We start from the raw sequence: 16869 nt of genomic DNA, 5'->3' as shown, positions 1-16869 counted from the left end.
ATTACCCATACAATTCTGCCAATTTTTCGGCACATCTCTCTCCATCCATAGCTGCAGACATAATGCCTCCTGCATAACCAGCCCCTTCACCACAAGGAAATAAACCTTTTATTTGCGTATGCTCATAACTCATTTTATCTCTTGGAATGCTTACTGGCGAAGATGTTCTACTTTCTACACCTATTAATTGGGCTTCATTGGTAAAGTAACCTTTCATCTTTTTGCCAAAAGATTTTAACCCTTCTTGCAGTCGGAAAGCAATTTGTTCAGGCAAAACTTCTCGAAGATCTACTGATACAAGCCCTGGTTGATAGGATGTATCTAAAAGACTTTTAGATACTTTTTTTTCCGCAAAATCTACAACTCTTTGAGCAGGAGCAATCTGGGTGTTTCCACCTATCTGACAAGCTATTTTTTCTATATTTTTCTGAAACTCAAGAGCTGCAAGTACTCCAAAACTCTCAAAAGGCTTCCAATCTAACTCATCAACAGCTACAACCATTCCAGAATTGGCAAATCTGCCATCTCTTCGAGATGGAGACATACCATTTACAACTACCTCACCTTGTTCAGTAGCCGATGGCACAATAAAGCCCCCTGGACACATACAAAATGAAAATACTCCTTTCTCAACACCTTTGTATTTTACCTGCTCTACTAGACTATAAGATGCAGGTGGCAAATATTGCCCTCTCTGTTCACAATGATACTGGATTGAATCTATGATTTGTTGTGGATGCTCTATTCGTACACCCAATGCAAAAGGTTTATTTTGGATAAAAACATTTTTTTTGTGCAAAAGCTCAAATATATCTCTTGCTGAGTGTCCTGTCGCTAAAATTACGCCTATTCCTATAAACTCTTGTGTAGTAGTCTGTTTTTCACCTACTACACCTTTTATAGAATTTCCTTCTAAGATAAAATCTACAACTTTGGTTTCGAAATGAACTTCTCCACCAGCCTTGATGATACTTTCTCGAAGATCTGCTACAATCTTAGGGAGTTTGTTTGTACCAATATGTGGGTGAGCTTCTATGAGTATTTCTTCTTTTGCCCCATGAGCTACCAAAATTTCCAAAATTCTGCGAATATCTCCTCTTTTATTGGAACGAGTATATAATTTCCCATCGGAGTATGTACCTGCCCCTCCTTCTCCAAAACAATAATTACTGTTATTATTGACTACATGGTCTTTATTGATGGCTGCTAAATCTCTTCTTCGGGCTTGAACATCTTTTCCTCTTTCAATTACGATTGGCTTAATTCCTAATTCGATGAGTCTTAAAGCAGCAAACATGCCTGCTGGTCCAGCCCCCACTACAATTACTTGAGGTTTTTTACTTACATCCTGATAGTTTTTTTCGAAATTACCAAGTGGTTCAGCTTGTTCATTTTCATAAATAGAAACCTTGATATTTACTTTCACTTGCTTAGAACGAGCATCAATAGAACGGCGTTCTAAACGAATAAAAGCATGATCTGAAATTTGTAATTTCTCTTTTAAAAATTGATGTAAATTATCTGTATCAAAGCCTATTTCGGGGCTTACAACAAAGTCTAGGGTTTGTTTCATATTCAATTCTACAAATTGTACAAAGATACAATTTCTTTAGATTATTAGACTTTTGTTTGTATATTTGTCTAACTTCAAAATTATAAGATAATTACAGAATTTTATGATAAACAAAGTAATCACCGATTTAGACGCAGTCATTAAACAAATACCTGATGGAGCTACTCTTATGCTTGGAGGCTTCGGTTTATGTGGAATTCCAGAGCATAGTATTACTGCTTTACTCAAGAGTGGTGTAAAAAACCTTACTTGTATCTCTAATAATGCAGGTGTAGATGATTTTGGAATTGGCTTGCTTTTGAAAACAAGACAAGTAAAGAAAATGATTTCTTCGTATGTTGGTGAAAATGAGGAGTTTGAAAGACAATTATTAAGCGGAGAACTTGAAGTAGAATTGTTGCCACAAGGTACACTTGCTGAGCGTATCAGGGCAGGTGGTGCTGGTATTCCTGCATTTTTTACACCTGCTGGTGTAGGTACAGAAGTTGCCGAAGGAAAAGAAGTTAGAGAATTTGATGGTAAATTATATTTGATGGAACGCTGGCTCAAAGCTGATTTTGCTCTTGTAAAAGCTTGGAAAGCTGATACAGCAGGAAACTTGGTTTATCAGGGAACAGCCAGAAATTTTAACCCTATGATGGCAACAGCAGGAAAAGTTACTATTGTTGAAGTAGAAGAAATTGTACCCGCAGGCACTCTAGACCCTAACCAAATCCATACTTCAGGTATTTATGTAGATTATTTGTATCAGGGTTCGAACTACGAAAAACGCATTGAACAAAGAACTGTAAAGAAATAGTAATATAAAAACCTCTTCAATATCTAGAAGAGGTTTCCTTTTTCTATGTTATTCAAGTATATTTTAATATTTCATTTATTGATTTATCATTATTCTTTTTCCCAAAACTGTTTTCAAGATGCTTGGGGATTAGAAAAACTAAAATTTGGATATTCTACAACCTACGATGCAGAACAAGTTTTAGGCAAGGGTTTTTTAACATTTAACACCTTACGTTATGATAATGGAATTTCTCTTATTTTCAATGAAAATCAAATTTTAGAATCTCTTATATTAACTAAACCTTTTAAGGGTTCTTTCAGAAATGGGTTTCATATAATTTTAGATTCTTCTAATATTGAAGAAGTAGCTCAATCTTTTCCAGACCATGTTGCTGACTTAACACATAATGCACAACATTGTTCTCTGAAAACATCCTTAGATTCCTTCAATATTGAATTTCAAGCATCTTCCATCAAAATATCTGGTATTATAGAGTATAAAGATTATTCTCTACAAAAAATAAATATATCCCCTAAGGTTCATTATTTCTTGGAAAAGAAAGAAAGAGAAGATAGTTACTGTGAAGCTCCTTTGTATGCCCCAGAAAATGAAACTCATTTAAATTGTTGGGTTTTTGAATACAGTGGTGGTTTAATGGGACATTTAGAACCAGTTGAACAAGGTATTCATAAATATTACAGACTCAATCATAAACTTGAGAGTGAGGGTAATTTTAATAGAGGCGAAAGAACTGGAATTTGGAAGTATTATGATGACAATGGTAAACTTATTAATACCAAAGAACATTTTAATTTTCCAGCAAACTCATTATTCTTCAGCCTTTTTCTAATATCTTTATTCCTAATTTTTTATATTTCTCTAAAAAAGTCTTAGGAATATTTTCTAATAAGACCTAAAAACTTTCTTAAAACCACTTTATGCTCACCAGAAGCATACTTAAATTTTACTTTTTCAATAATTGTTCATATACTTTATCAGAAGTGTAGTTCCAAGATAACCATGAAAGTTTTTTGTAGTAATTCACAAACTCCTCTTTTTGATTATCTAATCTATTTTTACGACTTATTAGACCAGAGTAGTATTCACTTTTAGCTTCAGCAGTCATATCTAACTTATGTGCATTAGCTTGTACAATAGGAATAGTACTATGAGACCTGCTAAGCATAAAAGGAATATCAATGCTTCCTTTGTTTAGATTAGGATGGTTAAAATTAAATGAAACTATCAATACATCCCAATTCATAAAACTTGTAAACAATAACAAAATATATAACGCAATAGAATTGATATGCAATAAATAATAAGCTGTTTTTTTAGCTTTTATTTTGTGATATACAGAAACCAAGCCTATCAGAGTAAGTATCAGGAATAAAATTACGCCAATACGTTTGTAAGCAAGTCCATGTTCTTGTATATAATAATAGCATCGTAATAGGACTGAGATTAATAAAATACCATTCTGAAATAACCATAAATAAGCTATTTTCTGGAGAAATTTATTACGAGTATAGAAATTGAGATTCTGTCGAAAATAGTAAAACAAAATCCCCATAGAAAGTAATATACTGAAAATGAGTATATAAGTCCCTTCATGAACTAATTTTGCAAGCCTTACATCTGTAGAAGGTTCAAAACCAAACCAAAGAAAGCGAATATCTATAAAATTGATAACCAACAGTAACACATTCACAGACCCAATCGTTAGCATGGCTATTTGTGCTTCATTTTTGAGGTCTAATGTTTTGAATAGTCTTCCTATTTGGAGTTTATTTGGTCTGCGTTCTATCTGAAATTTATCAGGTATAGATGTTTGAGCAAAGGTAGTGTCTATTTTCCATCTATAGATAAAGCTACTTACAAGTAAAAGTCCCAAAAAACCAAATAGTAATCGAGCAAATGAAATATTTTCAAAGAAATGAGCAAAAAACTCTATAAGATTATCTAAAAACTTCTCGTTATAAGAAGCAAATACAGGATTAGCAAACAGAAAAATGCCATAGAAAATAATAAAAATGATAATAGGAACAACCAACAAACCCATTTTTCGATTATAGGTTTTTAGCTTCTTAGATTTTGGTGAAAGACCTTTAAAATTGTCTGATAGAGTAGGTAGCAGGTATTTTAGAGAACTTACTAGATTAATATAAAAGAAAATCCAAGCATTGAAAAGTTGCTTGAGTTTATGGTTTTGTAGGTAAGCAATCGTAGCTGTTAGCGAGAGTATCCATGTAATTTTACTGTTGAGGGTATTATGATAAAGCAAAACACAGTTCATCAGAAATGTACCCAAAACAAAAAGTAAAATTAAGGGTTTTGTTTTTAAAAATTGAGTATAAGGTCTTGGGCAGTACAAATAAATAGTAGCAAACAAAATCAAATTACCAAACAAGAAACCATTGAGTCCTAAATCTTCTTCCCAAAAAAATACGTTGTGTAGTAATGTGAGTATTACTAAAAATAATGGTTGTAAGAATGTTTTACGGGACATTGGGTGGGATTTATTGAGTATTTACGAAGTATAAATAATTAGACATAAGACACAAAAAGTAAGCCAAAGTTTTGGCTTACTTAGTTTTTATTTTTTATCTAATAAAAAGTCTTTCCTTAATAGCTCCCCAAGAATTTTCTCAAAAACCATTCCACACTCACCAAAAACACAATTAGGAAAAATATCCATTTGATATGGATTATTTCCAAAAGTTCCTCAGATGAATGAATAATATTAGGTTTTTTGGTGCTTAAAAGCTCTTTTTCTAATTGAGCTAATTCATTGATTTTAAAGAACTTGCCTTTTGTATTTTGAGATACCTTTCTCAGCAGTCCAAAATCTGCTGTACTGGTAAGCGTTTCGAGTTGTAAATCTTTGATAACAAACTCTCCTGAAGCTTTTTCTGTTTTCCCTAGAATATCAGCAGTAGCTGTATATTTGTATATACCTTTGGGTAGATTAGATACTTCAAATTTGGTTGTTCCACCTGTAATGGTAAAATTATAGTTGTAATTTTTCCCTTTTTCATCTTGAAGGCTCAAACTTACTTTCACGTTAGAAAGTTTTTCATATAGTTCATTGTAAGCTTCTGCTTCAAACACAACTCTTTCAAAATCAAGATATTCGTTGTTAGTTGTATAAATTCTGAATTTACGTTTGTCTTCTTTAGAAGATAAGAACTGGATTACTTTCAGAAATAGCTCATCCACCACATCATTTCTATCTGTAAGGTCAAATTCTTCCAAACGCCATTGCCAAAGCCCCTCACCTGCAAGCACTGCCGATTTATTTGCTTTTCCCATAAGCAAAGCAAGTAATGGCTTTTTGGTTTGCAATCTGCCTATATTCTGATATAAAACTGTTTCTACAGAAGTTTTAAAGCCATAGTCACCATAAGGAACAAGTAATGGAGGCATTTTAGCTAGTAATCTTAACTTTTCAGTATCTAAATTAAATTTAGAAAATGTACCATTTAACGAAGCAAATACCTCATCAATATCTCCTGAACGCCCTTTTAAATTCAATACACTATTTAATTGTGTAAATTTATTCAAATCGCTACTTTCTCCTAAAATATAGAAAACAGGTACATCTTTTTTGATAAAACTCTCTAAAACAGCATTTACAGCTCCTGACATATCAGGAACCTGATAAGCTATAATCAAATCGTAACGTTCTTCTTTGGGCTGTCCTGTACCTGCTACAAGGGCTTCAAAACTATAATTTTCATTTTTTTCAATAATGCTTCTCAATGCTTTTATATCAGGATGAGGAGCTGAAGCAAGTAAAAGTATTTTTTCTTTTCCATCAATTACTTCTACAATGGCATCTCTGGCATTGTTTTGAGCAGTCCATTCACCTTCTAATACTTCTACAGCTACTGTATAACGTTGGATACCTTTCTGGTTGGCTTGTACAAGAAAATCTACTTCCGAAATATCCTCTTTTCTGAGTCTTACAGTTTGGCTGGCAACAGTCGCTCCATTTTGGAGCAAAGACACATTGACTGTTCTCTCTTCAAATCCATTGTTTTTGATTTCGGCTACTATGGGGAATTTATTTCCTAAATAAGCCAATTTATTAAAAAATACAGCCTGAACTGCTAAATCTTTACGAATAGTAGTATCTCCAAGCCCAACTGTATAAACTGGCACATTAATATTTAAAAATTCTGGAGCAACACCTTGATTATGAATACCATCTGAAATTAGTACAATTTTATCTAAATGTCTATTTTCATAATTATTATTAATTGTAGAAAGCAATTTACCTAAATCGGAACTTGGGGTTTTAAAACGAACTTTCTTTAAATTTTCCTCATTATCAAATGTTTGAAGGTTTACTTCAATATCTTCACCTTCCAACTTGTTTTTTATTTTTTCTAATTCAGTAAGCCACTGTTTTCTTTGATTGCTATCTTGGGTGAGTGTCATGGATTGAGAATTATCCAAAGCAATTACCACAGAAGGTTTTTCTGTATTATTTCTAACACTTCTCAAAACAGGTGCTAATAGCAAAAAAGCAACTATACTCACTACTAGTGTCCTTAAAATGGCTAAAGTATAGCGTATTTTTTTATCAAAATATGTATCTCGCCAATACAATACAAAAGCATATACACCTCCTGCCAACAGACACGCCAACATCCACCAAGCTGAATAGGGAAAAATCAATGTACTTTTATCCATGAATACCTCAAATGTTCTTTACTTACTCTATAAAAACGAAATTATACTTTTTTTTGTATATATACACACAAATAGACAATAAAAAACCTCCATAGGTTAAATCTATGGAGGAATATTTTAAAAATTATAAAAATATTATTGAGCAGACCAACCACCGTCTACAGGTATAGATACTCCTGTAATTAATTTTGCAGAATCAGAAGCCAAGAATACAGCTAAATCTCCTAATTGTTCTACTGTTACAAAATCTTTGATTGCATGCTTATACAACATTACTTTTTGGATAACCTCTTCACGAGTCATGTTATGAGCTTTCATTTGGTCAGGAATTTGCCCTTCTACAAGTGGTGTAAGTACATAACCTGGACAAATAGCATTACATGTAATACCACAAACAGCACCTTCTAAAGCCAAAGTTTTTGTTAAACCTGTTACACCATGCTTAGAAGCCACATATGCAGACTTAAATTCTGACGCTTGTAAAGCATGAGCAGATGTAAGGTTGATAATTCTACCAAAACCTCTTGCTTTCATACCTTTCCAAACTGCTTTGCTTGTATGAAAAGCTGCTGTAAGATTGATGGCAATGATAGCATCCCATTTTTCTTCAGGAAAATCTTCAATAGGTGATACAAACTGAATACCAGCATTGTTTACAAGAACATCCACACTTCCAAAAGTTTGTTCAGCAAGAGCTACCATAGCTCTGATTTCTTCACCTTTCATCATGTTTGCTGGGCTAAAAAGGGTTTTTACACCATATTTTTCACCAACTTCTTTTGCTATTTTTTCTGCTGCATTTTTTTCATCATCGTTTCTAGCCAAACCATTAAACATAATATTGTAGCCAGCCTGAGCCAATGATGTTGCTATACCTAAACCTATACCACTAGAACTACCTGTTACGAGTGCACTTTTTCCGTTTGCCATAATAAATACTGTTTTTAAAGTTTGAAAAGGTTTTATTCTTTAGTTTAAAAATAGCGAAAAGCCTTTGAAAGCCAAACTTTTTCTGTAAAATCTTATCCTTCTACATTAATTTAGCTCATTTAGAGTATTTTTGTTTAAATTTTTTGTTTGTGTAAAACTGATAAGGTTTATTGAGCCACTCTTGTATAAAACTTAAAATATGCGAAAACCAAAATATTTTGGAGGGAATTATACTCTTTTTATTTTTTAATATTCCTTTTAAAATTGCTTTAGCTACTCTTTGAGATGTTTGAGAAGGGAAAAGCACAGGAGCATTTCCTGCTTTTTCAAAGAAATTAGTTTTAGTAGCAATAGGATAAATCAGCCCTAAAACACCTTTATCATTCATTTCATATCTATAGGAGTCAGCAAATCTATCCAAAGCAGCTTTTGTGGATCCATAGAGAGCATAACCAGCCAAACCCATTTTTGCCATAGCAGAGGCCGTCATACAAACATAATATTCCTTTTCTTGATTGATTTCTCTCATTTTGAGTAAACTATAAATAGGAGAAAATACATTAACCTGATATATTTTTTCCATACGTTCCCAATTGGGAGTATCCAACTTTTCGTAATAAGCAAAGCCTGCATTGGCTATAAAAATGTCTATTTGAGGGAATATTTGCAATGCATACTCAAATAAAGTACTATTATCAATTTGAGTACTTAAATCTGCTTTATAGCTTCTGATTTGAGCTTGTGGGTTTGAAATATTTAAAACAGTTTCATTTAATAGAATTTCGTTCAAGTCTACAGCTAAAATATGACACTTGTATTGAGAAAGTAAACTCAACAACTCCTTTCCAATACCTGAAGCAGCTCCTGTAAGTATGATATATTGATGATGTATTTGCATAATAAGCATTTATCCACCAAAGTATATCTTTTTACAGAAATAAAAAAGCCTCTTGAAAAAGAGGCTTCGTTTTTATGCTTTTGAGATTTTCTTATCGCTTCTGCTTTGCAAGAAACGCTGAATAATAAAAAATACCCAAACTGCTATAATCATATTGGCAAGCATCAGAAGAGATGCATTTACTTCAAAACTAAAGAATTCTGATAATTTACTAAAATTCAAACTTGGTAATTCCCAACTAATAGGTTTTAATTTAGGAATCGCTTGTCCAATAGCCACCACAAAAATAACAGCCCAAACACCTCCAAATAACCAAATTATGCCTTTATGAAAAACAGGGCGTTGTTTGGTTTTGATTTTATCCATGATATTGGCTGTGAACAATATAGAAGGTTCATCCAAAGTCCATGTTTTTTCTTCTTCCATCACTTTATGAATCCATTTAGATTCTGTGGCGAGTTCTTCTTTTTTATTTTTTTCTTCCTGAAACGAATTGAATGTTTCCATAACCTTAGCCTATTAGAGTTTCAAGTTCTTTTTTTGGTAATAAACAAGAAAGTTCATTATAGAGTTTCTTTCTTGCCCTGTGAAGCTTTATTTTTACGTTATTTTTGTCTATGCCCGTTACTTCTGCTATTTCTTCCAAATTGTGTTCTGCAAAGTAAAAAAGTGTAATAATCACAGCATCTTGCTCCGATAGAGCTTGCATAGCTATTTGAATATATTTTCTTTTTTCTGCCAAATTGAGTAAATCAAATTGGTTTTCAAAAGTAGTATCTTCAATTTGAAGTGTAGGGTGGTCTTCGTCATCTTGGTGAATAGACTCTTGCCACACTTTTTTTCGCTTTATTTTATTGAGAGATGTATTGTATGCAATTCTGTAAAGCCAAGTTGCAAATTTAGAATCTCTTTTAAAAGTATTGAGTTGCTGATATGCTTTTAAGAACACATCTTGTGCCACTTCTTCAGCATCTTCTTTATTTTTTGTAATTTTTAGGCATAGACTATATACTAGGCTTTTATGCTTATTGATAAGATAAGCATAAGCCTGAGTGTTGCCCTCCAACACTGCCGTTATATAGGCACTTTCTTCTTGTGAGGTCATTTGCCCAAAAAAGTTATTTATTAGAATTTTGTTGTTTCAAATTGATAACGTGGAATACTATCAATCCTATACCTCCCATCAAAAATATCATTGAGTTATAGGCTACTTCATCTTTCATACCTAAATTTTGGTGTAGAATATTTCCCATTAGAATACCAAATCCAATACATACAGCCAATATACCAAATTGTAGGCTATAAAATTTCTTTTCTTTTTGTTTATCTGATGGATAAAATACTGAAGCATCAGTACCTTTTTCAATAAGGGCTATTCTTTCTTTATGGCGAGTAGTATAGTGCATATACAAAACTCCAAAAACTGTGGCAAACATGCTGATAGGAACTAATATTGCTTCCATGACTGTAATATTTTAAAGTTGAACATCTACAGCCTTTGACAACACTACTTTGGAAGTGGTTACAAAAAAATTAAGATTTTTTTAGAAATTGTGTTTATCTGAAACAAATACCTTATTATCAGTTTTTTATAAAAATTTCAGATTTACTACTTATAACTCATCATTCAAATTACCTTAATTTCAGTGTAACTTTATCACCAATACCAATCCCACGCCCTGGGCGTACAGATTGTTGATAGACTTTGCCTTGCCCTTCTACTTTTACTTTTACGCCTCTGTTTTCAAGAATAAAAAGAGCATCTCTGAGGCTGTAACCTTTCAAATTAGGCATAAAACCTTTTTTTACGTCTGCTTTTTGCAAGTTAATAGAAGCATCAGGGTTAAAATTAGCCTTTGTCCATTCAGCAGTGGTGTCAATGCTTTGTGGAGAAATACCTAAAACATGATAAGCTTGCTTGAGTATAGGTGCATAAGCCGGTACTTGTGTTGAAACGAAATTGTTATTGGGTAAGCCTCCCAAACTGAGACTTCTTTGTAGTTCTATATCCTGATAAAAAAGTTTATCTGCTACTTTCTTAAAAACTGGAGCAGCTACATCACCACCAAATTGGCGTTCACCTCTTGGGTTATCTATAACCACAATACAACTGTATTTCGGCTTTTGAGAAGGAAAAAATCCTGCAAAAGAAGTATGATATGCTTTTACATATTTTCCATTCTTAAATTTTTGAGATGTACTTGTTTTTCCTGCTATTTTGTAAAGATTATTTCTTGCAAGTTTAGCTGTACCACGTTCTACCACACCCTCCAAAAGCATCTTCAGAAGCATAATTGTACTATCTGAACAGATTTTTTCTTTGAGTATGATTGTCTGAAAATCCTGAACTACCTCATCTGCATTTCTGATAGATTTAACGATAATTGGTTGTACCATTTTCCCATTATTAGCAACAGCATTATAAAACGCCAACATTTGAAGAGGTGAAATCCTTGTTTCATAACCAATTGACATCCAAGGAAGTGATGTAGCACTCCAAGTAGGGTCTTGAGGTGTTTTGATATATGGCTTTGCTTCACCTGCCATTTGGAAATCTAAAGGAGTATTTAACCCAAACTTTTGAAGGTATTCAATAAACTTTATGGGTGTTTGTTTGAATCTATCATTTACCAATTTGGCTATCCCAATACTTGAAGACACTTCAAACATTCTTTGTACTGTGATTGTTCCAAAGCCTCCTTTTTTTACATCATTAAGTCTTACGCCATAAAAATCTTTTATACCATCTTCTGTATCTACATAATCTGTAACTTTCACAGCTTTATCCTCCAACAAAGCCATCATAGATGCTAATTTAAAAACAGAGCCAGGGTCAGTGCTACCTCTATCTCCAATGGCATAATTATAATTTTCTGTATAAGAACCGTCTTCGTTTCTACCCAAATTAGCCAAAGCTTTGATTTCTCCCGTGGCAACTTCCATCACTACTACACAGCCAAAATCTGCTTCATTTTCTATAACAGCCTCACTTAAAGCATCTTGTGCGACATCCTGAATATTTATATCTAATGTTGTATGAATATCTAATCCATCTTCGGGTTCTATGTAAGAGCCTTTGTTATAAGGAACCCAATTTCCCCCTGAGATTCTTTGAAACAATGCTTGTCCTGTTCTTCCTGCCAATTGTTTATTGAACGCATATTCTAAACCCACACCTGCATCATCACTAATATAACCTAAAGTACGAGCAGCAAGCATACCAAAAGGCTTAAATCTTTGGTATTCAGGCTCAAATATCACCATTCCTCTTCTTGCTTTTTTATCTTTAGATGCTTTTTCAGGTCTAAATAAAGTCCATTCAGACATTACCTGTTTTGCCTGATAGTCAATGCGTTTATTACTTAGATAAATAAATCTCTTTTTAGCCCTTCTAGCCTTTATTATATCATTTTTATATGCTGTTGGAGTTCCTTCCTGAAAGAAATCAGATAGTTTTCGTGCTAATGTGTCTATACCTTTTTTAAAATCACTACTGTCAGGAATTGTAGGGTCTATCGCTACTTTATAATAAGGCATAGAAGTAGCCAAGAGGCTTCCATCAGTAGCATAGATGTTTCCTCTTTGGGATGGTATTTTACGAAAACGAATATCACGTTTAGCAAATTTTTCTTCCCATTTACCTTGTTGTAAAACCCAGATTCTAATAATGGATACAATAGATATTAGCGATATAGCTAAGAAGGCTATTCTGATGCGTAGTAGTATAGATTTTTTTATATTCATTGCCTAAAAAAAGGGCTTTTAGCCCTTTCATTTATTTTTTGTTATATTTCTTTTCGTCTCGGTTATAGAAAAAACTCAAGTCTTTATTTTTATCAAAAAATACTTTTAAATCACTTGCATTACTAAATTTCTCATCAATATTATCTGTTACTTCATAAATAACAAACTGCTTCTTATCAGCAGAAAGTTCTACTTTATGAAAATAATATTTATCTTCTGAGTTATCTTTTAAATTCAAGAAGTTTACATTACCAAGTTTTGTAAAATGTCCTGTCAATATTGTTTTCTTATAAGCTTTATCAGTATCGCTGTATTCATTCTTTTCAAACTGATAAGTTTTATCTGTTAGCTTAGTAATAACATAATAAGGAGCATTTTCAAACTGCGATTCTTCTCCCCAAGTACCTAAGTACTCATTTTTTATCTTTTCATTGGGTTCATTTAAAGCAAATTCAGCTGAATAAGGACATGCTGTAAACAAAAATAACATTACAAATAAGCTACAATAAGAAAATACTTTTTTCATATTTTTGTTTTTTAAGGTTTAAATCTAAACAAAAATACGTTTTATTTTTGTTTGCTTTCATCAAATTTTATGAAAGCAGTAATTTTCTTATTGAAATACTATCTATTTTTCTTTTTCTTATAATCATCCCCAACTTTTTCAATATTAGCATCCATCTTAGCACAATCTAACTCATCTAAATCGAAGTTTGCAGGCTTTTCGAAAGGTCTCTGTTTGTAAGGCAATGTCTGATCACCATAAATTCTACGCATAAAATATGCAAATGCTGGCAAAGCAAGTACTGCTCCTTGCCCTTCGTACATACTCAAGAAACGAACAGCTTTGTCATCACCACCAACCCAAACACCTGTGATAAGGTCTTGTGTTACACCTACATACAGGGCATCAGCTTGGTTTTGTGTAGTACCTGTTTTTCCTCCAATTTGGTTTTTATTGGCAAAAAGAATAGGATAACCATGTAAAGCAGCAGAAGTTCCACCTTTTTCAGTACCTGCCATAAGCATATCAACCATCATATAAGCTTTTTTCTCACTCATAACCTCTCTGATTTGTGGAGCAAATTCTTCTAAAACTTTACCATTCTTATCTGTAATTTTCGTAATCATCATTTGTTTGTTATGATAGCCTCTATTAGGAAACACTGTATAAGCTCCTAATAAGTCGTACATAGGCATTGCATGCGAACCCAAACAAATTGAAGCCACTTGAGGTAATTCTGTTTCAACACCCAATTCTTTAGCATAACGTCTCACAGCATTTACTCCAATTTCTTTGGTAATCCCTGCTGCAATGGTATTGATAGAGAAACCCATCGCTTTACGCAGAGGATACATTCCACCAGAATATCCACCATCTTGTTTGGGAATCCAGCCAGGGAATATAACAGGAACGTCAGGCATTTTATGACAAGGTGTATAACCCACATCTATGGCAGCTGCATATACAATAGGTTTGAATGTAGAGCCTGGCTGATGCCTACCTTGCCTTACTTGGTCATATTGGAAGTGACGATAGTTAATACCTCCTACCCAAGCCTTGATATGCCCTGTTTTGGGTTCTATAGACATCATTCCAATTTGTAAGAAGTGTTTATAATGGCGTATAGAATCCATTGGACTCATCACTGTATCTTTTTCACCAGCCCATGTAAACACACGCATTTGTTTGGGTTTATTAAATTCATTAAAAATGGCTTTTTCATCTTTACCATATTTAGCTTGTAGCTGTTTGTACAAGATTGTTCTTTTAGCATTTTGTTCAATATAACCTACTTTTTCTCTTCCATAATCATCAACCCAAGGGTTTCTGCCTATGGCTTTCCAGTGAGCATAAAATCTTCTTTGTTTGTCTTTCATGTGCTCTTCCATAGCTGCTTCGGCATGAGCCTGCACTTTGCTATCTATGGTTGTATAAATTCTTAAACCTGCTGTATAAATATACTCTTTTGCTTCTTTTTCATTTCTTGCATAGCCTTTTTCTATTACCCATCTAATAACCTCTTTGAAAGCCTCATTACGGAAATAAGGAGCAACCCCTTCACTATTATCTTGGGGATGGTAGTTTAATTTGATAGGTTCATTTTTATACTTCTCAAAGTCTTCTTCTGTAATAAATTTATAATTTTTCAATTGCCCTAAAACTGTATTGCGTCTTTCAATAACAGCTTTTTGTTTTTCAGGATTGACAGGGTCGTACGTACTGGGAGCTTGTAACATTCCTACAAGCATTGCAGCCTCAATCAGATTTAAGTCTGAGGCGTTTTTATTAAAATAAGTTTTAGCTGCTGCCTGAATACCAAAAGCATTATGTCCAAATCCACATTCATTTAGGTACATCGTAATAATCTCTTTTTTGGTATAACTTCTTTCCAAACGAACGGCTGTAATCCATTCCTTTAGTTTAACAATGCCTAAACCCAAATATGGGATTTTTGAAAGAGCTCCTCTATTTTCTTTACCTCTTGTATCAAAAAGGTTTTTGGCTAACTGTTGTGTAAGTGTACTACCTCCACCAGCACCTCCCATCTTGAAGAGTGCTCTACCAACAGCTTTGGCATCAATTCCAGCATGTTGCTCAAAACGTACATCTTCTGTGGCAATAAGAGCATTGATTACATAAGGAGAAATTTCCTCAAATTCGATAGGTTGTCTATCTATTGTAAAGTATTTCCCCATAAGTTTACCATCAGCAGTATAAATTTCTGATGCTTGTTCACTTTTAGGATTCTCAAGGGCTTTCAAGCTGGGCATACCACCAAATAAGCCTAAAAAGTCAATTGTAATTGCCCAAATAAATAAGAAAGCAAATAATGTCCCAAAAACAAAGCTAATCCAAATCCAACGGATTATCTTGGTATATTTACCTTTTTCAAGTTTTATCATAGTACTTTTTTTGAGCAAATGTAAGTTTTTTTCAAGCAAAAACAAAATTTTGATTGCAATCAAAATTTGTATAGTTTTTGATTACTATTTTTAGTAAAATTGCCTTTACTATGATTCTACATTGTATTATTTGGGTGTTTTTTTGGTTTAGTTTTACTACTAATATTTTTGCTCAAAACTATTATTACATTCATCCCAAAACAGGTATTCGAGAAAGGCTTCATTGGACACCCACACCCATAGGTACGTATGCTACTTATAAAACTGATTATGAAACTGGTGACGCCAAGAAAATTGAATATTTGGGTGATCCTTTAAAACAATATGCTACTACTATTTTTTTACCCAATTATGGAAAAGCTATTTTAACTGAAAAGGGGGATGATATTGAAATCAAGTTTGCATCAGGGAAAAAAAGAATTTATAAAAGCAGGCAATGTTGGGTAGATACAACCAACAAACCCTTTGTGGATTATATTGCATTTGATAGAGTTTATCAAAAAGAAGAAGATATAGATATATATTTTAGGGGTTTGGGATTAAGAAAGGAGGTAAAATGTATTATTTTAGCAGAGGATAAAATAGAAGGTACTTATCAGATTGTTATACCTAATATGGAAGGTATTTACCAGATTATTTCAAAAGAAGATATGATTTTAATACATCCAAATGGCAAGAAACAAATTTTTATATATGAACTCTATTGAAACATTCAACAAAAAAATCATGAAAAAACTCTTGTTATTAAGTATCTTATTTCTACAAATAAGTGTTGTTGTGGCTCAAAATTATTATTACATTCATCCCAAAACAGGCATCAGAGAACGCCTGATTTGGATACCTACACCTTTGGGTACAGATGCTCGTTACATTACAGATAATGATTCAGGTGAACCCAAAACCTTAAAAATTGTAGGTGACCCTTTGAAACAAAAAATAGTTTCAGTTGTATTGCCAACCAAAGAAACTGCCATACTTTCCAATAAAGGAACAGATATTCAACTCAAATTTGCCTCAGGGAAGACTCGTATCTATCAAAATAGAAATTATTGGGTAGATTTTAGCAAAAAGCCTGTTGTAGATTATATTGCTGTAAAATATGTTTGGAATAAAGTGAATAACCAAACTGATATTCGTATGTTTTTCAGAGGTTTAGGAAGTATTGAAGAAGCTGAGTTCACTATTTTAGAAAAAGATGAAGATAAAAACAAATATATTGTTACCATCCCAAACAAAGAAGGTAAATACAAAATTGAAGAAATTGAAATTGAGTATGAAAGATATTGGAAACTAACAAGCCCTGATGGAAAAACTCAAAACTTCAAAGGAGAATTTTAA

The 16869-nt window shown here is 33.0% G+C and carries 15 protein-coding genes; 4 read left to right on the top strand and 11 right to left on the bottom strand.

The features are described 5' to 3' along the window. Position 1 precedes the first annotated feature (1 nt). Complete coding sequence (locus AD998_03230; GenBank protein ID KOY85298.1) at positions 2–1573, bottom strand: FAD-binding protein; 1572 nt, start codon at positions 1571–1573, stop codon at positions 2–4. 103 nt (positions 1574–1676) lie between these two features. Between AD998_03230 and AD998_03225 the strand changes: the two genes are divergently transcribed. Both AD998_03225 and AD998_03220 read left to right on the top strand, forming a co-directional pair. Then, on the top strand, positions 1677–2372 hold the full coding sequence (locus AD998_03225; protein KOY85297.1) for a succinyl-CoA--3-ketoacid-CoA transferase: 696 nt from the start codon (positions 1677–1679) through the stop codon (positions 2370–2372). 45 nt (positions 2373–2417) lie between these two features. Then, positions 2418–3248 (top strand): hypothetical protein, encoded by an 831-nt coding sequence (locus AD998_03220; GenBank protein ID KOY85296.1) that lies wholly within the window; start codon positions 2418–2420, stop codon positions 3246–3248. A 70-nt stretch (positions 3249–3318) separates the two neighbouring features. Here the strand turns inward: AD998_03220 and AD998_03215 are convergent, their stop codons facing one another. The 10 genes from AD998_03215 to AD998_03170 all read right to left on the bottom strand — a co-directional run bounded on the left by AD998_03215 (position 3319) and on the right by AD998_03170 (position 15531). Next, entirely contained in the window at positions 3319–4863 is a 1545-nt protein-coding gene (locus AD998_03215; GenBank protein KOY85295.1) for a hypothetical protein, read from the bottom strand. Between the two features lie 116 nt (positions 4864–4979). Continuing rightward, positions 4980–7052, bottom strand: coding sequence for a hypothetical protein (locus AD998_03210; protein KOY85294.1), 2073 nt, complete (start codon positions 7050–7052; stop codon positions 4980–4982). A 135-nt stretch (positions 7053–7187) separates the two neighbouring features. Continuing rightward, the gene (locus AD998_03205; GenBank protein KOY85293.1) at positions 7188–7982 is read right to left on the bottom strand and encodes a hypothetical protein; all 795 of its coding nucleotides are present in this window, start codon (positions 7980–7982) and stop codon (positions 7188–7190) included. 115 nt (positions 7983–8097) lie between these two features. Beyond that, positions 8098–8880, bottom strand: a complete 783-nt coding sequence (locus AD998_03200; protein ID KOY88028.1) for a hypothetical protein — start codon at positions 8878–8880, stop codon at positions 8098–8100. 72 nt (positions 8881–8952) lie between these two features. Further along, positions 8953–9387 carry a hypothetical protein gene (locus tag AD998_03195; protein ID KOY85292.1) on the bottom strand — a complete coding sequence of 145 codons (435 nt, stop codon included), beginning with the start codon at positions 9385–9387 and terminating at the stop codon, positions 8953–8955. 4 nt (positions 9388–9391) lie between these two features. Then, positions 9392–9985 (bottom strand): hypothetical protein, encoded by a 594-nt coding sequence (locus AD998_03190; protein ID KOY85291.1) that lies wholly within the window; start codon positions 9983–9985, stop codon positions 9392–9394. Between the two features lie 13 nt (positions 9986–9998). After that, on the bottom strand, positions 9999–10343 hold the full coding sequence (locus AD998_03185) for a hypothetical protein (protein ID KOY85290.1): 345 nt from the start codon (positions 10341–10343) through the stop codon (positions 9999–10001). 169 nt (positions 10344–10512) lie between these two features. Beyond that, the gene (locus AD998_03180) at positions 10513–12624 is read right to left on the bottom strand and encodes a hypothetical protein (protein ID KOY85289.1); all 2112 of its coding nucleotides are present in this window, start codon (positions 12622–12624) and stop codon (positions 10513–10515) included. A gap of 31 nt (positions 12625–12655) precedes the next feature. Beyond that, the gene (locus AD998_03175; protein ID KOY85288.1) at positions 12656–13150 is read right to left on the bottom strand and encodes a hypothetical protein; all 495 of its coding nucleotides are present in this window, start codon (positions 13148–13150) and stop codon (positions 12656–12658) included. A 98-nt stretch (positions 13151–13248) separates the two neighbouring features. Next, positions 13249–15531 (bottom strand): transglycosylase, encoded by a 2283-nt coding sequence (locus tag AD998_03170; GenBank protein KOY88027.1) that lies wholly within the window; start codon positions 15529–15531, stop codon positions 13249–13251. A gap of 110 nt (positions 15532–15641) precedes the next feature. Between AD998_03170 and AD998_03165 the strand changes: the two genes are divergently transcribed. Continuing rightward, positions 15642–16238 (top strand): hypothetical protein, encoded by a 597-nt coding sequence (locus AD998_03165; GenBank protein KOY85287.1) that lies wholly within the window; start codon positions 15642–15644, stop codon positions 16236–16238. Then, positions 16201–16869 (top strand): hypothetical protein, encoded by a 669-nt coding sequence (locus tag AD998_03160; protein ID KOY85286.1) that lies wholly within the window; start codon positions 16201–16203, stop codon positions 16867–16869. Before AD998_03165 ends, AD998_03160 begins: the two co-directional genes overlap by 38 nt.

The sequence above is a fragment of the bacterium 336/3 genome (assembly GCA_001281695.1).
In the GTDB taxonomy this organism is placed as follows: domain Bacteria; phylum Bacteroidota; class Bacteroidia; order Cytophagales; family Thermonemataceae; genus Raineya.
Note: the sequence above shows the minus strand (reverse complement) of the source record. Positions and strands in the feature narration are given on the sequence as shown.